Source organism: Aliisedimentitalea sp. MJ-SS2, assembly GCF_032586155.1.
GTDB lineage: Bacteria > Pseudomonadota > Alphaproteobacteria > Rhodobacterales > Rhodobacteraceae > JAWHTC01.
Genome location: NZ_JAWHTC010000005.1, coordinates 383,990 through 404,467 on the forward strand (window position 1 = coordinate 383,990; position 20,478 = coordinate 404,467).

20 protein-coding genes and 1 pseudogene are annotated in these 20,478 nt (G+C 59.4%); 12 read left to right on the forward strand and 9 right to left on the reverse strand.

Annotation, left to right across the window (positions count from 1 at the left end; all coding sequences use genetic code 11):
• Nucleotides 1–97: 97 nt before the first annotated feature.
• Nucleotides 98–979, forward strand: a complete 882-nt coding sequence (locus tag RXV86_RS19510; RefSeq protein ID WP_316302177.1) for a LysR family transcriptional regulator — start codon at nt 98–100, stop codon at nt 977–979.
• Here RXV86_RS19510 and RXV86_RS19515 read toward each other — a convergent pair.
• On the reverse strand, nt 966–1,928 hold the full coding sequence (locus RXV86_RS19515) for an NADPH:quinone oxidoreductase family protein (protein WP_316302178.1): 963 nt from the start codon (nt 1,926–1,928) through the stop codon (nt 966–968). The two genes, RXV86_RS19510 and RXV86_RS19515, sit on opposite strands and share 14 nt — an antisense overlap.
• A 305-nt stretch (nt 1,929–2,233) precedes the next feature.
• Between RXV86_RS19515 and RXV86_RS19520 the strand changes: the two genes are divergently transcribed.
• The 6 genes from RXV86_RS19520 to RXV86_RS19545 all read left to right on the forward strand — a co-directional run bounded on the left by RXV86_RS19520 (nt 2,234) and on the right by RXV86_RS19545 (nt 7,484).
• Nucleotides 2,234–2,602: a helix-turn-helix transcriptional regulator gene (locus RXV86_RS19520; RefSeq protein WP_316302179.1), complete on the forward strand. Its 369-nt coding sequence runs from the start codon at nt 2,234–2,236 to the stop codon at nt 2,600–2,602.
• Nucleotides 2,603–2,692: 90 nt separating this feature from the next.
• Complete coding sequence (gene hisN / locus RXV86_RS19525; protein WP_316302181.1) at nt 2,693–3,508, forward strand: histidinol-phosphatase; 816 nt, start codon at nt 2,693–2,695, stop codon at nt 3,506–3,508.
• A gap of 107 nt (nt 3,509–3,615) precedes the next feature.
• Complete coding sequence (locus tag RXV86_RS19530) at nt 3,616–4,956, forward strand: 8-oxoguanine deaminase (RefSeq protein WP_316302183.1); 1,341 nt, start codon at nt 3,616–3,618, stop codon at nt 4,954–4,956.
• Nucleotides 4,956–5,387 (forward strand): CAP domain-containing protein, encoded by a 432-nt coding sequence (locus tag RXV86_RS19535; protein ID WP_316302186.1) that lies wholly within the window; start codon nt 4,956–4,958, stop codon nt 5,385–5,387. The genes RXV86_RS19530 and RXV86_RS19535 overlap by 1 nt, the downstream gene beginning before the upstream one ends.
• An 89-nt stretch (nt 5,388–5,476) precedes the next feature.
• Nucleotides 5,477–6,880 carry a magnesium transporter gene (mgtE, locus tag RXV86_RS19540; protein ID WP_316302188.1) on the forward strand — a complete coding sequence of 468 codons (1,404 nt, stop codon included), beginning with the start codon at nt 5,477–5,479 and terminating at the stop codon, nt 6,878–6,880.
• A gap of 43 nt (nt 6,881–6,923) precedes the next feature.
• Nucleotides 6,924–7,484 carry a 5-formyltetrahydrofolate cyclo-ligase gene (locus RXV86_RS19545; RefSeq protein WP_316302190.1) on the forward strand — a complete coding sequence of 187 codons (561 nt, stop codon included), beginning with the start codon at nt 6,924–6,926 and terminating at the stop codon, nt 7,482–7,484.
• A gap of 78 nt (nt 7,485–7,562) precedes the next feature.
• Here the strand turns inward: RXV86_RS19545 and RXV86_RS19550 are convergent, their stop codons facing one another.
• Complete coding sequence (locus RXV86_RS19550) at nt 7,563–8,804, reverse strand: acyl-CoA dehydrogenase family protein (protein ID WP_316302192.1); 1,242 nt, start codon at nt 8,802–8,804, stop codon at nt 7,563–7,565.
• Nucleotides 8,805–8,967: 163 nt separating this feature from the next.
• Between RXV86_RS19550 and RXV86_RS19555 the strand changes: the two genes are divergently transcribed.
• Nucleotides 8,968–9,846, forward strand: coding sequence for a LysR family transcriptional regulator (locus RXV86_RS19555; protein ID WP_316302194.1), 879 nt, complete (start codon nt 8,968–8,970; stop codon nt 9,844–9,846).
• Between the two features lie 284 nt (nt 9,847–10,130).
• Entirely contained in the window at nt 10,131–10,583 is a 453-nt protein-coding gene (locus tag RXV86_RS19560) for a hypothetical protein (RefSeq protein ID WP_316302196.1), read from the forward strand.
• Nucleotides 10,584–10,656: 73 nt separating this feature from the next.
• On the opposite strand, the gene RXV86_RS19565 is transcribed toward RXV86_RS19560, so the two are convergent.
• The 4 genes from RXV86_RS19565 to RXV86_RS19580 form a co-directional block, all read right to left on the reverse strand.
• Nucleotides 10,657–11,076, reverse strand: a complete 420-nt coding sequence (locus tag RXV86_RS19565; RefSeq protein ID WP_316302198.1) for a universal stress protein — start codon at nt 11,074–11,076, stop codon at nt 10,657–10,659.
• Between the two features lie 11 nt (nt 11,077–11,087).
• Nucleotides 11,088–13,712, reverse strand: coding sequence for a TRAP transporter permease (locus RXV86_RS19570; protein WP_316302201.1), 2,625 nt, complete (start codon nt 13,710–13,712; stop codon nt 11,088–11,090).
• A gap of 90 nt (nt 13,713–13,802) precedes the next feature.
• Complete coding sequence (locus RXV86_RS19575) at nt 13,803–14,762, reverse strand: TAXI family TRAP transporter solute-binding subunit (RefSeq protein ID WP_316302303.1); 960 nt, start codon at nt 14,760–14,762, stop codon at nt 13,803–13,805.
• Between the two features lie 96 nt (nt 14,763–14,858).
• A complete protein-coding gene (locus tag RXV86_RS19580; RefSeq protein ID WP_316302202.1) occupies nt 14,859–15,746 on the reverse strand; it encodes a MurR/RpiR family transcriptional regulator in 888 nt (295 codons plus the stop codon).
• Between the two features lie 120 nt (nt 15,747–15,866).
• Here RXV86_RS19580 and RXV86_RS19585 point away from each other — a divergent pair, with 120 nt between their 5' ends.
• Nucleotides 15,867–16,649, forward strand: coding sequence for a 3-keto-5-aminohexanoate cleavage protein (locus tag RXV86_RS19585; RefSeq protein WP_316302205.1), 783 nt, complete (start codon nt 15,867–15,869; stop codon nt 16,647–16,649).
• The gene (locus RXV86_RS19590; protein WP_316302208.1) at nt 16,646–17,977 is read left to right on the forward strand and encodes an aspartate aminotransferase family protein; all 1,332 of its coding nucleotides are present in this window, start codon (nt 16,646–16,648) and stop codon (nt 17,975–17,977) included. Before RXV86_RS19585 ends, RXV86_RS19590 begins: the two co-directional genes overlap by 4 nt.
• A gap of 506 nt (nt 17,978–18,483) precedes the next feature.
• Here the strand turns inward: RXV86_RS19590 and RXV86_RS19595 are convergent.
• The 3 genes from RXV86_RS19595 to RXV86_RS19605 form a co-directional block, all read right to left on the reverse strand.
• Entirely contained in the window at nt 18,484–18,951 is a 468-nt protein-coding gene (locus tag RXV86_RS19595) for a rhodanese-like domain-containing protein (protein ID WP_316302211.1), read from the reverse strand.
• Nucleotides 18,952–18,975: 24 nt separating this feature from the next.
• Nucleotides 18,976–19,362, reverse strand: a complete 387-nt coding sequence (locus RXV86_RS19600) for a DUF302 domain-containing protein (RefSeq protein ID WP_316302213.1) — start codon at nt 19,360–19,362, stop codon at nt 18,976–18,978.
• 86 nt (nt 19,363–19,448) lie between these two features.
• Nucleotides 19,449–20,033, reverse strand: a complete 585-nt coding sequence (locus RXV86_RS19605; RefSeq protein WP_316302215.1) for a calcium-binding protein — start codon at nt 20,031–20,033, stop codon at nt 19,449–19,451.
• A gap of 172 nt (nt 20,034–20,205) precedes the next feature.
• Between RXV86_RS19605 and RXV86_RS19610 the strand changes: the two are divergent.
• Nucleotides 20,206–20,337 (forward strand): annotated as a pseudogene (locus RXV86_RS19610) (DNA-binding response regulator); the annotation flags it as partial.
• Nucleotides 20,338–20,478 lie beyond the last annotated feature (141 nt).

The window sequence follows — 20,478 nt, forward strand, 5'->3', positions numbered from 1 at the left end:
GATATATACCGTTGGCCATTGTATGTTGAAAATGAATGTTTGATGTGCCTAACATCAATTATCGTGATGATGTGGCGGGACAGGGAGAGAGTTGGATATGCGAAATCTGGATCTGACGACGTTGAGGTCGTTTGTGGCTGTGGCCGATCATGGCGGCGTGACACGGGCGGCGGGGATGCTGAACCTGACGCAATCGGCGGTTTCGATGCAGCTCAAACGTCTGGAAGAGTTGTTGGGGATTGACCTGTTGGACAGGACCGGGCGCAAGATCGCCCTCACATCAAGCGGCGACCAGCTTCTGACCTATGCCCGCCGCATGGTGGCGATGAATGACGAGGTGGTCGAACGTCTGACCGAAGACCTTTACGAGGGTGAGATCATCCTGGGTGTGCCGCATGACGTGGTCTATCCGGTGATCCCGCGGGTGCTGAAAGCATTCAACACCGCCTATCCGCGGGTGAAGGTGCAACTGATTTCGTCCAGCACGGTGAGCTTGCTGGAACGGCTGAGCAAGGGCAGTATCGATCTCATTCTGACCACCGAGGAAAGCGCCGGACCGGGGGGGGAAACTCTGACCGAGATGCCGCTGCGCTGGGTCGGGGCGCATGACGGGCAGGAATGGCGCAAGCGGCCGCTTCGGCTGGCATTTTGCAAATTCTGCATTTTCCGGCCCATCGTGACGCGCAAGCTGGACGAGATGGGGATCGCGTGGGAAATGGCTGTGGAATCAGACGAGGACCGGGCGGTCGAGGCGTTGGTTAGTGCCGATCTGGCGGTGGGGGCACTGTTGGAGGACAGTATTCCACCGCACCTGGAGGCGATCGCACCGGGCGGGGCGCTACCCGATCTGGGAGTGCAGCAGATCAATTTATATGGCGCAATGAACCGCGACGAGGTCATGCGCCAGCTGTCGGACCTGATCCGGCAGGGCTATGGCGGGGCGCAGGCAGCGGGACCGGCCCTGGTCAAGTCGGCGTAATCACCACCTTGCCGGTGGACTTGCGCTCTCGTAGCAGGGCCAGGCCCTCTTCGACTTGGCTCAGCGGCAGCTTGTGGCTGATATGCGGTTTGATCCGGCCCTCGGCCAGCCAGCCAAACAGGGTTGCAAGGCTGTCGGTGATGACGTTGGGGCGAAATTTCAGGTACCCGCCCCAGTAGAACCCCAACACGTCGATGTTTTTGACCATCAGGTGATTGGCCGGGATCGGCGGCACGTCACCCGAGGCGAAACCGATCACCAGGATGCGGGCCTCGGGGTTGCAGGCGCGGAAGGCAGCGGTGAACTGATCTCCGCCCACTGGATCATAGACAACATCGGCCCCGCCCAGCGCCTTGACCGTTTCACGGATGTCCTGGGTTTTTGCGTCGATCAGATGATCGGCCCCCGCTTTCTCCGCGATTTCAAGCTTTTCCCGGCCTCGGGCACAGGCGATGACCCGAGCGCCCATCAGCTTGCCGACTTCGACCGCGGTCAGGCCGACGCCTCCGGCGGCACCCAGTACCAGCAGGGTTTCGCCAGGTTGCAGCCGCGCCTTGTGATCCAGTGCTACGTGGCTGGTGCCATAGGCGATCTGCAACGCCGCCGCTTGGGCCGGATCGATGCCCGCGGCGAGAGGAATTACCCGGTCGGCGGGAAAACGGCCAAATTCCGCAAGGCCACCCTGCCCGCCGAAAACCGCCACGGGGCTCCCCACCGGCGGACCATCGACTCCGGGGCCAAGCGCTTCGACCGTGCCGGCCACTTCCATGCCCAAAGTGAAAGGGGCCTTGGGTGTGTCTTGGTATTTTCCGGCGATCATCAAGAGGTCTGCAAAGTTCAATCCGCAGGCGGCGATTCGCACGAGAACCTCACCTTCCCTAGGGTCGGGTTGTTCAAGTTGTGTCAGTTTTGGCGCCTCTCCGGCAGCGGGAACAGTGTAAGTGAGCATGAAAAATCCATATATGTGGAGGTCTTTGATAGCCGCAGATTTTTTTGCAGGTCAAAGCCGAAAGTGCCCGAGAGAGACGATTTTCCTTGTTTTACCGAGGGTTGAGCCCGCATTGATTGACTCGTCGGGTGATTAAATCGCCTTTTAAGTGTAATTTCACTTCAGCATCACGTGTTGAAATGCTAGATTTAACCAAGCCTTTGTTACACTCAGAAGCATGGCAGCGACGACAAGCACAGACGGCTTGCAGGGGAAGCGAGCAGTTTAGTGCTTGATAAAGAACAAAGGTTACAAGGAGTCTTTCTATGGCACATCCCGTAGATGTTCATGTTGGAAAACGCATTCGCCACCGCCGCTGGCTGGTGGGCATGACGCAGCAGCAGCTGGCCGAGCAGGTCGGTATCAAGTTCCAGCAGATTCAGAAATACGAAACCGGTGCAAACCGGGTTAGCGCATCGCGGCTTTGGGATATTTCCGAAGCACTCGACGTGCCGGTCAGCTTTTTCTTCGAAGGGCTGGATACAGCGCCCGAGGCGGCCCAGGGTGACGCGGTTCCCGCCGACCTGATGGGCGATAAGGAAGCCCTTGATCTGGTGCGGTCCTATTATGCCATCCCGGAAAACCAGCGTCGGCGCCTGTTCGATCTGGCCAGGGTCCTGTCGGACGTCGCCTGAGGGGGAACCCGAGGCAGGTTTTGACACGGGCTTGAGACTGGCTGCGCGCCGGGATACCTCTGCGAATGGGGACCAGCGGAGGAACGGCGCATGACCGGGCTCGATAGCGACGACATTTCCAAAACCGCCCATGCGATGGCCGATGCGGCCCGCCGGGCGGTTTTGCCGTTTTTCCGGGCCGAAGGGCTGGCGGCGGAAGACAAGGGCGACAAGGTGTTCGACGGAGGGTTCGACCCCGTCACCGAAGGCGATCGCGCTGCCGAGGCGGCAATGCGCGACGTGTTGGCCGAGCAGCGCCCGGGCGACGGGATTATCGGTGAGGAATACGGTGAACAGCCGGGCAGCAGTGGGCTGACCTGGGTGCTGGACCCGATCGATGGAACCCGTGCCTTCCTGGCGGGAACGCCAACTTGGGGTGTGCTGATTGCCCTGTCTGATGATCAGGGGCCAAAATTCGGCATGATCGACCAGCCTTATATCGGTGAGCGGTTCTGGGGCGGATTCGGCGAAGCGCGAATGACCGGGCCACAGGGTGAGAGGACGTTGCGGACGCGGGCAGGGAGACCCTTGGACCAATCCTTCCTGTTTTCGACCTTTCCCGAAGTCGGAACCGGGCCGGAAAGACGCGCCTTCGAGGCAGTGTCGCAGGCGGTGCGACTGACGCGTTATGGTATGGATTGTTACGCCTATGCCTTGCTGGCGGCAGGACAGATCGACCTGGTGATCGAGGCGGGGCTGTCGAACTATGACATCCAGGCGCCGATTGCGGTGATCGAGGCGGCGGGTGGGATCGTGACCGACTGGCGCGGCGGACCGGTACATGAAGGGGGCCGCGCCGTTGCGGCGGCGGGACCCGAGCAGCACGCGGCGGCGCTGGCAATTTTAAAGACCATGCCACTTGATTGAGTGCGGGGCTTGGGGATACTGGATCCTATGTGCGGGTCTTGAGCCCCTTTTCCACCGCACAGGCGATCCTGAGATGAGGGGGGTATAGCAGCTTTTGGAGAGCTGAGATGCCCGAGACCCTGATCCGCAATGCCGATCACATCCTGACCATGAACGATACTCGCGAGGAATTGCGCGGGGCAGACATACTGATCCGCGACGGAGTGATTGCCGGTGTGGGGCATGACATGGCGACCACCGGCGAGGTTATCGAGGCCGGGGGCTGTGTGGTGACACCGGGATTGGTGAACACGCACCACCATTTGTATCAAAGCATGACCCGGGCTGTGCCGGGTGGGCAGGATGCGTTGCTCTTTGGCTGGTTGCAGACGCTTTACCCGATCTGGGCACGGATGGGACCGGAAGAGATGTTCGTCTCGGCCCAGGTGGGGCTGGCAGAGCTGGCGCTGTCTGGTTGCACCACCAGTTCGGATCATCTGTATCTTTTTCCGAACGGGGCACGACTGGACGATACGATTGCGGCAGCGCGCGAGGTTGGGCTGCGGTTTCACCCGACGCGCGGGGCAATGAGCATCGGCGAAAGTGATGGCGGACTGCCGCCGGATTCGCTGGTCGAGAAAGAGGCGGCAATCTTGGAGGATTGCATCCGAGTGATCGATACACATCACGATGTCAGCGACGGGTCGATGGTGCGGGTCGGCGTTGCGCCCTGTTCGCCGTTTTCGGTCAGTCGCGAGCTGATGCGCGACGCGGCGGTATTGGCGCGGGACAAGGGCGTGATGCTGCACACCCATCTGGCCGAGAATGACGAGGACATCACATACAGCAAAGAGATGTTTGGCTGTCGCCCGGGCCAATATGCCGAAGATCTGGGTTGGACCGGTGAGGACGTGTGGCATGCCCATTGCGTGAAACTTGATGGCAAGGAGATCGATCTGTTTGCCCGATCCGGGACCGGGGTGGCGCATTGCCCGTGTTCGAATTGCCGTCTGGGCAGCGGCATCGCGCCGTTGCGCGAAATGCGCGATGCGGGTGTACCGGTAGGGCTGGGCGTGGACGGATCGGCCAGCAATGACGCGGGTAACCTGGTTGCCGAGGCACGGCAAGCCATGCTTCTTCAGCGGGTGGCCAACGGGGCCGACGCAATGAGTGCGCGCGAAGCTTTGGAGATTGCCACGCGCGGGGGGGCCGAGGTGCTGAACCGGCCCGATTGTGGGCAGGTCGCGGTTGGCAAGCGGGCGGATGTTGCAATTTGGGATGTGAACGGGATTGAGAGTGCAGGTAGCTGGGACCCGGCGGCGATACTCCTGGCGGGGCCGACCCGGGTGCGGGATTTGCTGGTCGAAGGGCGGCGCGTGGTGCAGGATGGGCGCGTGGTGACGGTTGATCTGCCGGGCGTGATCGCGCGGCAAAACAAACTGGCTGCGAGATTGGCGGAGAGTATTTAATGAGAGCATTGATTGCGGGTTTGATCTTTGTGGCAGGCGCGGCGGGGGCCGAGCCGGTACGTGAAGTCGTGACACTGACCAACCAGTTCCGGGCGCAAAACGGGCTGGGGCCGTTGGCGGTGTCGCCGGTGCTGGAGGCCGTGGCCGAAGTGCATGGGCGTGACATGGCGAAAAAGGGGATCTTTTCTCACACGGGTTCTGACGGGTCGAGCGTGGGCAAACGGGCCAAACGGCAGGGTTACAAGTTTTGCCTGATTGCCGAGAATATCGCCAAGGGGCAGCGCAGTCCTCAGGCGGTGATGCAATCCTGGACCACGTCCAAGGGGCACCGTAAGAACATGCTGCTGCGCAAGGCGCGCGAGATCGGTGTGATCCGGCAGGCGGGCAATATCTGGGTCATGGTTCTGGGCACATCTAAAGGCGGCTGTTAGGCGCACCTACGGGATTTTCCCCTGCGGCCCATTGTTTTTCCGGCTGCATCTCTCGTATGGTCGCGCAGACCAATCAAGGGGGACTCGGCATGAGCGATCACGACCTGCTGCCAGACGATCAGACCGCCCCCGAAACTTCTTCTGAAGACGAGGTTTACGAGTTGAACCGGCGCGACGTGGCGGCGGTTCTCTATGCTGTGGATGTGGGCGACCGCGACCGGTTGGTCGGGCTTATGGAGCCGATGCACCCGGCTGATATTGCCGACCTTCTGGAGCAGATCAACGAGTTTGATCGGCGTCGGCTGATCGAACTGTACGGGGTCGAGTTCGACGGGGACATCCTGTCGGAACTGGACGAGTCGATCCGGGAAGACGTGATCGAGGCATTGCGGCCTGAGGTTCTGGCCGAAGCCGTGCGCGAACTGGAAAGCGACGATGTTGTCGACCTGGTCGAGGACATGGAAGAGCCGCAGCAGGAAGCGATTCTCGAGGTTCTGGACGACGCCGACCGGGTGGTTGTCGAACAGGCGCTGTCCTATCCAGAGGATTCTGCCGGCCGTTTGATGCAGCGCGAGGTGGTCAGCGCGCCCGAGCATTGGAACGTCGGCCAGGCAATTGATTTCCTGCGTGGCACTGAGAGCCTGCCGGAACAGTTCTATCACGTGATCCTTGTCGATCCGAAACACCGGCCCACCGGGTACGCGACCCTGGGCAAATTGATGGCAAGCGCACGGGAAAAACCGCTGCACGACATTACCGAGGACAGTTTTCAGCCGATCCCCGTCGATCAGGACGAGGAAGACGTGGCCTATGCGTTCAACCAGTATCACCTGATTTCCGCCCCGGTGGTGGATGAGAACGAACGCCTTGTCGGGGTGATCACCATTGATGACGCGATGGTGGTTCTGGACGAAGAGCACGAAGAGGACATCCTGCGCCTGGCTGGTGTGGGCGAAGGCAGTCTGACCGACCGGGTGATCGACACCACAAGGCAGCGCATTCCATGGTTGGCGGTGAACCTTGTGACGGCGGTGCTGGCCTCGCTGGTGATCGCGATGTTCGAGGACGTGATCGCAGGGTTTGTGGCTCTGGCCGTGCTGATGCCGATCGTGGCCTCGATGGGCGGCAATGCGGGGACGCAAAGCCTAACCGTGGCGGTGCGCGCGATTGCCACCAAGGACCTTACCGGATCGAACGTCTGGCGGGTGATCCGACGCGAAGTGCTGGTGGGGCTGGTCAACGGGGTCATTTTCGCCGTGGTGATGGGGATCGTTGGCGTGATCTGGTTCGGCTCGCCCATGTTGGGGGTGGTGATCGGCATCGCCATGGTGGTGAACCTGGTGGTGGCCGGGTTGGCGGGCACGGTCATCCCGGTGGCGCTGGAGAAGCTGGGGGTCGACCCGGCGTTGGCGTCGGGGGCGTTTGTCACGACGGTGACGGATGTTGTTGGCTTTTTTGCCTTCCTAGGGTTGGCGGCGGTTATGTTGCTGTGAGTTTGGAAAGGTGCCGGGTTGAAACCCGGCCTACGGTGGCGGCATGGGTTTGACGGAAGTAAAACAAGCGGCGCGCAAGGCTGCTTTTGCTCGACGCAAGGCGGCGCACGAGACGCATGGTCCAGGGCGCGCAGGCGTGCTGAGCGAGGTTCTGGCCGGGTATCGCGGTGTGCCGCTTGCAGGGTATATGCCGATCCGCACCGAGATCAGCCCGCTGGCGGCAATGGAGGAAGCCGCCGCGCATGGGCCGGTAGGGGTACCGGTGATCCGGGGCGAAGGTCAGCCGCTTGAGTTTTCCCGCTGGGAGCCGGGATGCGCCCTGCGCAACGGGCCGTTCGGGGCGAAAGTGCCGGAAGTGGATGATTTCTTCGATCCCGAAATAGTGATCGTGCCGTTGGTGGCATTTGATCGCGCAGGCGGGCGGTTGGGTTATGGCGGCGGCTTTTATGACCGCACGCTTGAGCGGTTGCGCGACCGACGCCCGACTCTGGCGATTGGCTTTGCTTACGGGGCGCAGGAGGCGGAAGACCTGCCGTTGGAGTCCACCGATCAACCGCTGGATATGCTTGTGACCGAGCGTGATGTGATCAGCTTCTCGCGATGACCGGTTCGGTTGGCACGCTGCCGGGTTTGAGCCGGTCCAGCCATCCCAACCGATGCCGAAGTTGAAACTGAGAGCGCGTTAACGCGCTGGCGGTGTCAGGTGATTCAGCGATGTTGCGGCCTGGTGCCCGCGGATTTCCAGCTTGGCGATGGATTGCAGGTGCACTTCGTCCGGGCCATCGGCAAAACGCAGGGCGCGGCCCCAAGTATAATGGTCAGCCAGCGGGGTATCAGGGGTCAACCCCATGGCGCCAAAAGCCTGCATTGCGCGGTCGGTGATCCGGGTGTGGAGCTGGGGCGCCACGACCTTGATCATCGAGATTTCCTTGCGCGCCGCCTGGGCGCCCACCTCGTCGATCATCCAGGCTGTTTTCAGAACCAGCAAGCGTGCCTGTTCGATCTCGAGTCGCGACTTGGCAATCCATTCGCGGATGACGCCCTGTTCGGACAGGAACTTGCCGAAGGTCTTGCGTTCTTTCACCCGCTCGATCATCAGCTCGAGCGCCAGTTCTGCCGCCCCGATCGAGCGCATGCAATGGTGGACGCGGCCCGGTCCCAGCCGTGCCTGGGCCAGAGCAAAGCCGGAACCTTCCTCGCCCAGTAGGTTTTCGACCGGCACCCGCACGTCGCGGAACACGATCTCGGCGTGGCCTTCGGGCGCGTGGTGGTTCAAAACCGTGGGGTTGCGCACGATCTCGACGCCAGCGGTGTCGCGGGGCACGATCACCATGCTTTGCTGTTTGTGCTTCGGGCCGTCCGGATCGGTTTTGCCCATCAGGATGAAGACCTTGCAATTTGGGTGGCACGCGTTGGTGATGAACCACTTGCGCCCGTTGATCACGTAATCATCGCCATCACGGCGGATCAAGGTGGTGATGTTGGTGGCATCCGACGAGGCGACATCGGGTTCGGTCATCGCAAAGGCCGATCGAATTTCGCCATTCAACAGCGGGTTCAACCACTGTTCCCGTTGCGCGGGCGTGGCGAACATGTGCAGCAGTTCCATGTTGCCGGTATCGGGCGCGTTGCAGTTGAACACTTCGGACGACCACGGCACGCGGCCCATGATCTCGGCCAGCGGCGCATAGTCAAGATTGCTCAGCGCCTGACCCGGTTCATCGTCGCGCAGCGCCGGCAGGAACATGTTCCACAGCCCCTCTTCGCGCGCCAGAGCCTTGAGGTCCTCCATGAAGGATACCGGGAAAGCACCATCGTGGATTTCCTGATTATGCTGGCCGATACGTGGCAGGATGTGGTCGTCCATGAAGGATTGAACCTTGTGCCGCATTTCTTCGCAGCGTTGGGAATAGGCGAAATGCATGTCGGTGTCCTTTCGGTATCTGAGGCCGTCGGCGTCGCGGTCGGAAGTGAGGCATCGCGTGGTGCGCCGAGATCAAGCAACATCCCTTTGCTAGCAGGCACAATATCATTTATGAACTTGATAGTTGGAATGTCTTATATTGATGCTGAAAATGATAGAAAGATTGACACAACTTGACCTGAACCTGTTCGTGGTTTTCGACAGGATATACACCGAGCGCAACCTGACCCGCGCGGCCGAAAGCCTGTCGCTGACGCAACCAACCGTCAGCAACGCGCTGGCGCGATTGCGCAAGGCGCTGGATGATCCGCTGTTTGTCAAAACCCAGACCGGCATGCGTCCAACGGCTTATGCGGAGAGCATCCGCGACAGTGTCGGCGAGGCGTTGCGGCTGTTAACGATCTCGGCCCAGGCAACCTCGCGGTTTGACGCGACCCGGTCAAAGCGGGTGTTCCGCCTGTCGGTGATCGATCTGCTGGATGTGACGGTGTTCGCGTTCCTTGGAACGCAAGGCCGCGTCGTTCCGAACCTGTCCTTTCGTAGCTTCCGCGTGGAACGAAAAAATATCCTTCCGGCACTGTCCGCGGGGGCGATTGATATCGCCGTCGATATCGCCCTACCGGAGGCAAGTGGCCTTGTCCGCGTGCCGTATTCTGTCGATTCCTTCGTCTGTGCGATGCGGCCCGACCACCCGCTGGCGCAGGTCTCGCTGACGTTGGACGACTACCTGAATTTCGCCCATATCCATGTGTCCGGGCGGCGCGACGGCGGGGCCGCGATTGATGCGGTTCTGAGACGAGAAGGGCGCCGCCGCGCGATTGCGCTTCGGCTTCAAAACTATGTTTCGGCGGTGTCGCTGTTGCATGCCACCGATTACCTGATGACCGTGCCCAGCAAATGGGCCATGACCCAACAGCTTGTCTGCAAGACACTACCCGTTGTCGTGCCGCCGCTGGAAACGTTTCTTTATCGCCACCGCAGGACTGATGGTGATCAGGCGGTGCTGTGGCTGTTTGACCGGATCGAATCCGGTCTGACATAAGATCCCGGATTGCATTCTTCGCTCAGAAGCTTGATGCCGAGAGAATTTGCCGCCCAACTGAACGAAACCCGAATGGTCGCATGAAGGCCGGGCCAGAAACGGGGTGAGTTCCAAATCCTCTGTTTCCGAACTATAGGGCTGGATCACTTCAGTTGGGGAGGATCATGGCGGCAATCAGGACGCGCTGAGCCCAGCGCAAAAAACACGGCTTTGAGCTATTTGGCGGTAGGGCAGACTGCGTCGGATGCCATTCGGTTGGCGATTCTGCTGCGCTGTTCACCGAAATGGAAATTCACGACACCGGCTATGGCTGGCAGCGTGAGACGTTGCGACAAACACCGCCGTCGACGATGCAGGTTCTGGCGGCGCCGGGGGCGTCCCACGAAATCGTGTTTTCCCAGATTGCCGCGGCGGGACAGAAACATGAGGCTGATCTTGGACGCTACGAAGTGACGGAAAACCCCGACGACCACTGGAGGTTTCGGACACCCTCACTGCGCAATGTGGCAGTGACCCGGCCATTTGTGGATGACGGTGGTTTGACGACGCTGGCGGACGTGATCGAGTTCTACAATCGCGGTGGAGAAAACCACCCGGATCAGGACCTGCGTACCCGTCCGCTGGAGCTGAGTGTCGAAGAAATGAAAGACCTGGAAGACTTCTTGCACAGCCTGACCTTGACCGGCATCAGCTGCCTTGTGGCGGAAGCCCGTAGTCACCCCCCTGACAACCATTGAAGCAATCACAGTTAACCACGCGTACCCTTGCCGAGTGTAACTTAGAAGCCGATCAAGGAACCCAACACCGGAGCTATCCTCGCAAGACAAGCACCGACTGTTTCGAATGGCGTACGATGCGAGCCGCGTTCGAACCAAGGAGGTAATCACGCAGGTCCGGTTGCTGGGCGCTGATAAGGATCAGGTCGGCCTTAAGGGATGCGGCCAATTCGATCACCCGATCATACACCGTCCCGGTCAGCACATGTTGCGTGGCGTCCAGGCCTGACTGTACGATCGCCGCCGAAAGCTGTTCAGCGGCCGCTTTACGGCTTTCGGCCTCGAAATTGGCGTCAAAGTACGACCCGACGATTGCCATGCCCATGTTCGGGGTAACCGTTACCACGTGGCGATCGCACTCCCAGTTTTCGGTCAACGCCTTGGCGGTGGTGAGCAGCTTTTGGGTGTCCTCTTCATCCATCACATCGACGGGGATCAGGATTTTCTTGAACATCTCAGGTCTCCTCAGAACGGAGGTTGCGTTGCACGCCGACGCTGCAAGAGAACGATCAGCAAAAGAATCACGAGGGCGGGGATGAAGAAGACTTCCTTCGCCATTCGCTCATTTTCGATGGCCACCGAAACGATCTGGGCCGGTTCATCACCGTAGAAATCGTAATCATTGGCCAGCTTTTCGAAGTAAGGCGTGCCGGGGAAGGGTTCTTCCAACGCCAGGATGCCGTTGGTTTCGGTCACGCCCAATCCGGCAGCGCTCAGCCGCTCGATCCCGCTTCCTTCGGCCTCGGGTGAGAGGACAACGGTGGTCGATCCAACAATTCCGGTATCGAAATCGGGTGCCGAAATCGTCAGGCGCGCGCTGCCGCCGGTGGGCAGCTCTTCCACCGCCGTCAGCGCGGCAGGGCCGGTGACTTCGGTGTATTTGTCCTGCCATTGATCGAGGAAGAAATCAGGCCGGAACAGCATGAACACGACCACCATCAACACAGCGCTTTCCCATCTGCGGGATTTGGCGATGAAATAGCCCTGCGTCACAGCCGCGAACACCAGCATTGCGATCAGCGAGACAAAGAACACGAGAACCGCCTTGGCTGGGCCGACATTGATCAGCAACAGATCGGTGTTGAAGATGAACATGAATGGCAACAGCGCGGTGCGGATGTCATAGCTGAACCCGACAAGGCCGGTCTTGATTGGGTCGCCGCGTGAAATCGCCGCCGCAGCATAGGCGGCAAGCCCCACGGGGGGCGTGTCATCCGCCAGGATGCCGAAATAGAACACGAACATGTGCACTGCGATCAACGGTACGATCAGCCCCGATTGCGCCCCCACCGTTACGATCACCGGTGCCATCAGCGAGGACACGACGATGTAGTTCGCCGTGGTCGGCAGGCCCATGCCCAGGATCAGCGACAGAACCGCCACCAGCAGAAGCAGGATGATCAGGTTGCCGCCCGAGATCACCTCGATCACTTGTCCGATGATTTGATGCGCCCCAGTCAGAGAAATGGTACCAACGATGATGCCGGCGGCACCAGTTGCGACACCGATGCCGATCATGTTGCGGGCGCCGCCTTCAAGACCTGCAACAAACTCGCGGAAGCCCGCCTTCATCTGGTTCGCCACTTCGCTTTCGCCACGGAAGGCGGCCTTGATCGGGTGGTGCGTCAGCGCGACGATGATCATCGCGATGGTGGCCCAGAATGCGGACAGCGCCGGTGACAGACGGTCAAGGTGCTCGGTCCGCACCATCAGGTTCCAGACCAGGACAAAGATCGGCAGGGCGAAATAGGCACCGCCCAGGAAGGTCGGGGTCAGGCGTGGGGCCGTCACCGCCTTGGCATTGGGGTCGTCGACCTCGATGTCCGGGAACCGGGACGCCACGTAGAGCAGCCCGATATAGGCCGCCCCCAGCATCACCAGTGCGGGATAGACGGTCGCTCCGGGCATCATCGGTTCCAACATGGCGCGGATCGCGATGACGATGAAGGTGATTGCCGCCATGCCCAGGAAGCCCGAGATCATCAGGAACAGGATCATCACCACGCCGATGTGGCGGCCGGGCTTCTTGAGGCCCTGAAGCCCCATTTTCAGGCTTTCCAGGTGCACGATGTAAAGCAGTGCGATGTAGGAAATCACCGCCGGAAGGAAGGCGTGTTTGACCACCTCGATATAGGGAATGTTGACATATTCCACCATCAGGAAGGCCGCGGCCCCCATGACGGGCGGTGTCAGCTGACCATTGGTGGACGAGGCCACCTCGACCGCACCGGCCTTTTCCGGTGAGAAGCCGATGCGTTTCATCAGCGGGATGGTGAACGTGCCGGTGGTAACGGTGTTGGCGATGGATGAGCCCGAGATCATCCCGGTCATCATCGATGACAGGACCGACGCCTTGGCCGGACCGCCGCGCAGGGCGCCAAGCAGGGCGATGGCGACCTTGATAAACCAGTTGCCGCCGCCGGCCTTTTCCAGCAGCGCGCCAAAGAGGACGAAGAGGAAGATCATCGTGGTGGACACGCCCAGGGCGACGCCAAAGACGCCTTCGGTCTGCATCCAGTAGTGGCCCATGGCCTTGCTGAACGATGCACCGCCATAGTTGGTGATGCTGCCAATCCACTCGGAATAGCCGCCGAAGAACGCCAGGGCGAGGAACAGCGAGCCGATGATCACCAGCGGCAGGCCCAGCGAACGGAACACCGCGATCATCAGGGTGGCCATGCCGATGCCGGACATGACGATGTCGGTTGTTGTCCAAAGTCCGGGGCGATCCGCGATTTCGAACCGGAACACGACAAGATAGAGACAGGCCGATGCGCCGAGGATTACCAGGATCCAGTCATAGATCGGGATACGGTTGCGGTGCCCGAAAATCGGAAAGGCAAGCGTGGCCAGAACCAGAGCAAAGGCCAGGTGAACATAGCGGGCCTGGGCCACGATATTGGCAAATATGCCGACCCCGGTTGCCTGGGCGACTACGCCCGGAAGTTTGGATGCGATGTAAAGTTGGAACAGGGACCACGCGATGCACAGCGCAAAGACAAGTTTCGTGGCAAATGGTCCGGCCTGTCGCGCGCCTGTGTCGGCCTCGGCGACCATATCCTCGGCGCTTTTGACTTCTGTCTCGCTCATCCTGTCTCCCCCCTGGATGCGTGCTGTACTCGATATACAAAAAGGTCAGCGCAGCACTGGGCCGCGCTGACCGGGTTCATGCGTTCCTGATTATTCCATCAGGCCCAATTCTTTATAGGCACGCTCGGCACCGGGGTGCAGAGGCGCCGACAGGCCGTCCTTGATCATTTCGGCAGCGTTGAGATTGGCAAAGGCCGGGTGCAGGCCGCGGAAGTCATCCAGGTTTGCCATCACGGCCTTGGCCACGGTATAGGCGACCTCTTCCGGAACGTCCGCCGAGGTGACAAAGGTTGCGCCCACACCGAAGGTCGTGGTGTCGCCGTCGGTGCCTGCATACATGCCGCCAGGGATGACAGCTGTCCGGTAGAACGGGTTGTCCGCAACCAGCTTGTCGATCGCCGCGCCGGTCACCGAAACGAGTTTCACGTCACAGGTGGTGGTGGCTTCCTTGATCGCAGCGGCCGGGTGACCGATGGTGTAGATCATGGCGTCGATATTGTCGTCGCAGATCTGCTTGGCCATTTCCGAGCCTTTGTACTCGGTAGCAAGCGCAAAGCTGTCCATGCCCATGCCGAACGCTTCCATGACCACTTCCATGGTCGCGCGCTGACCCGAACCCGGGTTGCCGACATTCACCCGCTTGCCCTTCAGCCCTTCGAAGGAGTCGACACCGCTATCGGCGCGAACGATCAGCGTGAACGGCTCGGGATGGACCGAGAACATGGCGCGGACTTCCGGGAATGGGTTGTCGGCGAATTTCGAGGTGCCGTTGAACGCGTGGTACTGCCAGTCGGACTGGGCCACGCCGAATTCAAGCTCACCGGCCTTTATCGTGTTGATGTTGTAGACCGAGCCGCCGGTGCTTTCCACGGCACAGCGAATACCATGTTCCTTGCGCGATTTGTTGACCAGCCGGCAGATCGCACCACCGGTCGGATAGTAGACGCCGGTCACCCCGCCGGTGCCGATCGAGATGAACTGCTGTTGTGCCGCTGCGGCGCCAGCGAAACCCATCGCTGCTGCGACGACGACACCGCCAATTTTTTTCATATGTTTCATAGAGCTCTCCCATTTAATGCGGTGCACACACTCAGCACCCTTGGTGGAAAGAGCGTCTTAAAACTTGTTGGCGATGTCACGATAAAACTAATGTTTTTTTGGTGCGACCCAGTAGGCGTTGTTCTCGATCCGGAGTTTTTCGTAGGTTCTGATTCGCGCCTGAGCGGCATCTCCGCCACGGTCCATCAAGATCGACAGAAGCACTTCGATCGCCGCCATCATGCCTGAGAAGCACCCGAAATTATGCGTACTGAGAACTGAGGAAACCAGCGTGTGGTCGGGATCGAGATGGGGAAAAACGATTTCAGAATCGCTTATTAACAACAGTTTAACTCCGCGTTTGCGGGCAAACTCGCACGCCTTGATCGTTTCGATCGAATAGGGTGTGACAGTTATCGCGATTAATACGTCACCGGTCTGGGCATCGTTCAAGTCGTCAATCGCGCTGTTCATATGCCGCGGAATCAGTTGAAGCGATGGCAGCGCCATGCGCCCGACATAATGGAAGTAGTAGGCAACAGCGTAGCTTGATCTGACCGCCGTCAGGTAAACCGACCGGGCCGAGATCAGCATGTCGGCTATGTTGACGAGCTCTTCAAGTTGTTGCCGTTCAAGTGATCGGGTGACAATCGACAAAGCGTTTCGTGCAGCATCCGCATAGATACGACCGTCTTTGCCTTGGCCCATCTGATCTTCGAAACGCTCGCTATGCTCTTGAATGGAAGGGCTATCCACTAGGGCGTTTCGAAAGGGCTGCCGCATTTCCCGATAGCCGGTAAATCCCATTGTTTTCGAGAGTTGCACGAATACATAGGTGCTTACCCCGGTTTTTCTCGCCGTGTCTCGAATGGAGTCCAGGCCGAAATCCGTGGGGTGGTCGATCACGTATTTCGCGGCTGTGCGCATTTGCGGTGACAGCGACTTCATCTGTTCCTTGAGGCTGACGATGATCTTGATCTTGAGTGTTGGATCCATATGATTCGCCGCAAGTTTTCAAAACATTTGTTTTTTTCTAGCAGAATTGACAGGAGTTGTAATTGCGGCGCTTGATGGAACCCGAGTTTTCCTGCGCGGGCTTTTCGAGGAGCCGAAGTCATGAGCGACGCATTCGACCTGATGGTGGCCCCGAATGGTGCGCGCCTGTCACGGGCGGATCACCCGGCGGTCCCGATCACCATCGATGAGACCGCTAAAACGGCACTGGCCTGTGAGGCGGCTGGCGCGAATGCGGTGCATGCTCATGTTCGTGATCGGACGGGTTCCCATTCGCTCGACCCGGAAAACTATCGAGCCCTTGCCAACAAGATCGGTGTCCGCTCGTCGATGCGCGTACAATTCTCGACCGAGGCCGTGGACAAGTTCGCTGTTGCGGCGCAACGCAATTGCCTTGAAGCCGCGCCGACAGGAGATGCTAGCGTCGCGCTTCGGGAAATCGCGCGGGAATCACACGGCCTGAGTGCGACCTATCACCGGGCCGCAGCCAAAGGCGTGGACGTTCAACATATCGTCTACAGCCCGGACGATTTGACCGCCTTGCTTGGCCATTTCGACCGCCGGGAAATTCCGGAGCAGTCGCGGCGCGTACTGTTCGTGCTGGGCAGGCACTCTGCCGATCAAACCTCGCTCCCCCATGATCTGGACCCGTTTCTCGATGCCATGCCGAAGAGCGATCTCAATTGGATGGCCTGCGCCTTTGGCCGTAACGAACAGGCCTGCCTGTTGGCTGCGCTTGATGCGGGCGGCAACGTCAGGATCGGATTCGAAAACAACCGCCTTGCCCCGAACGGCATCCCTTTCCCGGACAACGCAACCTCGGTCGCGAGCCTCGTCGAGGCAGCAGACAAAATCGGTTTCCATCCCAGACAGGTCAGCCCATGAGCCACGTTTTTCCCCGCCAGATTCACACGCCGCCGGTCAAAGCCGTCGCAAGCGAAGGCTGTTACATCATTGACGACACTGGAAAACGCTACTTCGATGGCTCGGGCGGCGCTGCGGTGTCGTGCCTGGGGCATGGGGATGGCGAAGTGATTGCGGCAATTCAGGACCAGGCTGCCAAGCTTGCTTTTGCACATACCGGGTTTTTCACCAGCGACCCGGCGGAAGAACTGGCCGAACTGTTGATCAAGCACGCGCCCGCCGGTCTTGACCGTGTCTATTTTGTTTCCGGCGGGTCGGAAGCGATAGAGGCCGCGCTCAAACTAGCCCGCCAATACCATATCGAGAACGGCCAGCCGCAGCGCCGCCATATCATCGCACGGCGGCAAAGCTATCACGGCAATACGCTGGGTGCGCTTGCAACGGGTGGTAACCAGTGGCGGCGCGCCCAGTTCGAACCGATTCTCGTCAACGTAAGCCACATTTCCCCTTGCTATGAATATGTTGACCGCAAGGAGGAAGAGACGGCCGAGGCCTATGGTCAGCGGATCGCACAGGAGTTGGAGGATGAAATCCTGCGCCTTGGTGCGGACGAGGTCATGGCCTTTGTCGCCGAACCTGTGGTCGGTGCAACCATGGGGGCGGTACCGGCCGTCGAGGGGTATTTCAAACGGATCCGTGAAATCTGTGACAAGTACGGCGTGCTGCTGATCCTTGACGAAGTGATGTGCGGCATGGGCCGGACGGGCCATCTTTTTGCCTGTGAGGCCGAAGGGGTGGCGCCGGATATTCTGTGTATTGCCAAGGGGTTGGGGGCCGGGTATCAGCCGATCGGCGCGATGCTGTGCTCAAAGACGATCTATGACGTGATCGGTGCCGGGTCCGGGTTCTTTCAGCATGGCCACACCTATATGGGGCACCCGGTTGCCTGCGCCGCGGGGGTAGCCGTAGTCAATGCGATCCTTGACCGGGGTCTGCTGGATGCTGTGCGCGAACGCTCGGGGCAGTTGTTTTCCGCGCTGAGCGCGCGGTTTTCGCAGCATCCCCATATTGGCGACATTCGCGGGCGTGGTTTGTTTGTTGGGCTGGAAGTCGTGCAGGACCGCGAGACAAAGCGTCCGTTCAATCCCCAGGACAAGCTTGCTGCGCGGATCAAATCCGCTGCCTTCGATGCCGGGCTGGTGTGCTATCCAATGAGCGGTACGCGTGATGGCAAGCATGGGGATCATGTTTTGCTGGCACCTCCGTTCATCATGACGGAAACTCAGGTGGACGAACTGGTCAACAAAATCGACCTGGCGGTTGGCCGGGTGGAAGGCCTCGCCAACTGAATTGGGCGGAAGACATCTGCAAGGCTACACGGTGACTAGGCGAAAGCCTCTAGACTTGATGCAGAAATGGCTTGTGGCGCAGCATCGGGCTCAGCAACAACCACCTCTTACGCGCGCCAGTTTTGCTGTTTTGATGCGGCTTTTGGATCGGCAGAACACTAAGACTGGTCGCTGCGTGTCAATCGGCATTAAAAACTTACCCCCTTTGCACTGAGCAGGCCCGGCGGTTAACGCGATCGGGGCGCTCGGGATCGGGCTTGCGACCACTGCTATCATCATCAAGAGAACTATGAGAACCGGGCCTGTGTAGCCTGCGTCTGAGACAAGTTGGCCGACCGCTTCGCGATCAAATCGACTGACCTGCTTTGGCGCCCATGCTACAAAAAGGGCTCCAAGAGCGACAAGGGCCAGTAAAGGCAGGATCGGTCGAATTCGCTCGGTCAACGCGTTGCCCGGATCAGTGATTCACTCTCTCAACTTAGCAGTTCGTAGCCTCCTGACTCAAATCAGAGGAGGGCGGCAGGCAGAAGGACCGGTGCTTCGCTCATTGTTATGACCGGAAGGCCCGTGGCGATCCAGCCTGGGCCGAGACGATTTCCCAGCATTACTTCCGATACATCTACAAATCCAGCATGCCCTGCTTGCCACAGTGCCTGCATAACGGCACCGGATCGGCCACCGGTCGCACAGATCAGGGCAACGGCACGACCTTCCGCCAGTCGTCGAGTTGCAAACAAACGCTCCGGGAAGCGGCTCTCATGCATGCTGACCAACCCTACGTCTCGAGTCACTCCGGTCTCCTGCCATTCTTCGCGAGACCGGATATCCAACAGCCTGAGCCGGTCTTCCAACAAGGCTTCATGGGCCTGCATGGCAGACCAGACTTCACGGCTTTGTGCCAGCGCAGTTGTCGCAAATGCCTGAGCAGGGAAAGCAACCGACATCGCAAGGACCTGCCGGCGATCAAATTCCATTGCGAGATTCCTTCAATTCATCAACTAAGCTTTGTCGACGGCTTCAATCAGCATTTTGCGCACCTTTCCGGCAACCGCGTGAAGATCACGATTTTCAACCGCGGCCATTGATGCGACCGGGTCGATGGCGCTGATTTCGGTTCCGCCTTCAAGGCTTCGCAGGATCACGTTGCAGGGCAGCATGGCTCCGATCCGCGCCTCAATACCGAGGGCCTGATGCGCCATATTCGGGTTGCATGCCCCGAGAATGCGATAGCCATCCATATCCACGTCGATCTTTGTTTTCATTGTCTCCTTCACATCGATTTCGGTCAGAACTCCAAAGCCCTTCTCCTTCAGTGATTCACGAACGCGCATATCCGCGTCATCAATGTGAACGCCGGCCAATAGCCGGTCATAGGTGTAGCTCATTGTGTTACTCCAGATAACAAATTGCCCTGATCAAGCGAGAGGAGGAGACGCTGGATCAGGGCAGGAGGACACCGCGTTTGCGCGGATCAGTTTTCGCCGTTGCTCATGTCAGCGCCACCCATCATTGCACCTGGCTTCATGTCACCGCGCATCATTGCGGCGCGCTCCATCCTGTCGGCCGGAGCGGTCATTTCCCCGGCGGTCACTTTACCGTCACCGTCGGCATCCAAATGCTGGAAGCGATCGACCATGGCATCACGGATCATGGCGCTGTGCAGCGTCTCGAATTCTTCGATCGACAGCGTGCCGTCGCCGTTCGCATCAAAGCTGGAATGCATCGCCTGAAGTTGCCCGTGTGCTTCTTCCGATGTGATCGCACCGTCCCCATCAGCATCGAATTTGCTCATCATTGGCCCCATCCGACCGGACATTCCCGGCATGCCGGCATTGCCCATCATCATACCCACCATGCCCATGCCACTGCCACCCATCATGCCGGCGTGCATCCGCATCATCATCTGCATCATGTCATGCCCGCCACCATTCATCGCCATGCCCGGCTCGGCCTTGCGAGCGTTGGCGCCATGACCATGGTTTGCATCGGCAAGTGCCATGCCAGCCGAAGTAGTCGAGAGAAAGATAGTGGCGGCAAGAACGGAGATATTTTTCATTGTTTCCTCACGTGTTTGGTTTCGATGACTTTCAGTTTGGTATGAAAATCCGAATTTGAACGGTCTGTACGGAGCGATTTGTAATGATCTGTCGCAAGACCCGTGAGTTGATACAATTGGTGACAAAAAAGGCCCTGACCTATTGAAACGGCACTGATTAAAAAGGAAAAACATGTCCGAGGTACCGCATATCCTGGTGGTCGATGACCACAAAGAAATTCGAGAGAGTGTATCGCGCTTTCTTGAAAAGAACGGCATGCGCGCGACATCCGCCAAGGACGCGCATGACATGGACGCCAAGCTGGTATTGATCTGGCGCCGAAGAACAACCGCGCGGCAGCACGCTTTTTGCTTTTCAGTCATGGGAAACGGTTCCGCGGAAGGCGAGACGCACGCCCAAAGGGGGGCTGCGCCCGAGCAAGAGACCCGGCCTGCGCCGCTTTCG

Bases quoted from the DNA above. Each gene is read 5' to 3' on its own strand.
- RXV86_RS19605 (WP_316302215.1), bottom strand. From the start codon at position 20,033: ATGAAAAATATCTCCGTTCTTGCCGCCACTATCTTTCTCTCGACTACT.
- RXV86_RS19600 (WP_316302213.1), bottom strand. From the start codon at position 19,362: ATGAGCTACACCTATGACCGGCTATTGGCCGGCGTTCACATTGATGAC.
- mgtE (WP_316302188.1), top strand. From the start codon at position 5,477: ATGAGCGATCACGACCTGCTGCCAGACGATCAGACCGCCCCCGAAACT.
- RXV86_RS19575 (WP_316302303.1), bottom strand. From the start codon at position 14,762: ATGAAAAAAATTGGCGGTGTCGTCGTCGCAGCAGCGATGGGTTTCGCT.
- RXV86_RS19535 (WP_316302186.1), top strand. From the start codon at position 4,956: ATGAGAGCATTGATTGCGGGTTTGATCTTTGTGGCAGGCGCGGCGGGG.
- RXV86_RS19560 (WP_316302196.1), top strand. From the start codon at position 10,131: ATGGAAATTCACGACACCGGCTATGGCTGGCAGCGTGAGACGTTGCGA.
- RXV86_RS19590 (WP_316302208.1), top strand. From the start codon at position 16,646: ATGAGCCACGTTTTTCCCCGCCAGATTCACACGCCGCCGGTCAAAGCC.
- RXV86_RS19515 (WP_316302178.1), bottom strand. From the start codon at position 1,928: ATGCTCACTTACACTGTTCCCGCTGCCGGAGAGGCGCCAAAACTGACA.
- RXV86_RS19580 (WP_316302202.1), bottom strand. From the start codon at position 15,746: ATGGATCCAACACTCAAGATCAAGATCATCGTCAGCCTCAAGGAACAG.
- RXV86_RS19520 (WP_316302179.1), top strand. From the start codon at position 2,234: ATGGCACATCCCGTAGATGTTCATGTTGGAAAACGCATTCGCCACCGC.
- RXV86_RS19565 (WP_316302198.1), bottom strand. From the start codon at position 11,076: ATGTTCAAGAAAATCCTGATCCCCGTCGATGTGATGGATGAAGAGGAC.
- RXV86_RS19510 (WP_316302177.1), top strand. From the start codon at position 98: ATGCGAAATCTGGATCTGACGACGTTGAGGTCGTTTGTGGCTGTGGCC.
- hisN (WP_316302181.1), top strand. From the start codon at position 2,693: ATGACCGGGCTCGATAGCGACGACATTTCCAAAACCGCCCATGCGATG.
- RXV86_RS19570 (WP_316302201.1), bottom strand. From the start codon at position 13,712: ATGAGCGAGACAGAAGTCAAAAGCGCCGAGGATATGGTCGCCGAGGCC.
- RXV86_RS19530 (WP_316302183.1), top strand. From the start codon at position 3,616: ATGCCCGAGACCCTGATCCGCAATGCCGATCACATCCTGACCATGAAC.
- RXV86_RS19550 (WP_316302192.1), bottom strand. From the start codon at position 8,804: ATGCATTTCGCCTATTCCCAACGCTGCGAAGAAATGCGGCACAAGGTT.
- RXV86_RS19595 (WP_316302211.1), bottom strand. From the start codon at position 18,951: ATGGAATTTGATCGCCGGCAGGTCCTTGCGATGTCGGTTGCTTTCCCT.
- RXV86_RS19585 (WP_316302205.1), top strand. From the start codon at position 15,867: ATGAGCGACGCATTCGACCTGATGGTGGCCCCGAATGGTGCGCGCCTG.
- RXV86_RS19545 (WP_316302190.1), top strand. From the start codon at position 6,924: ATGGGTTTGACGGAAGTAAAACAAGCGGCGCGCAAGGCTGCTTTTGCT.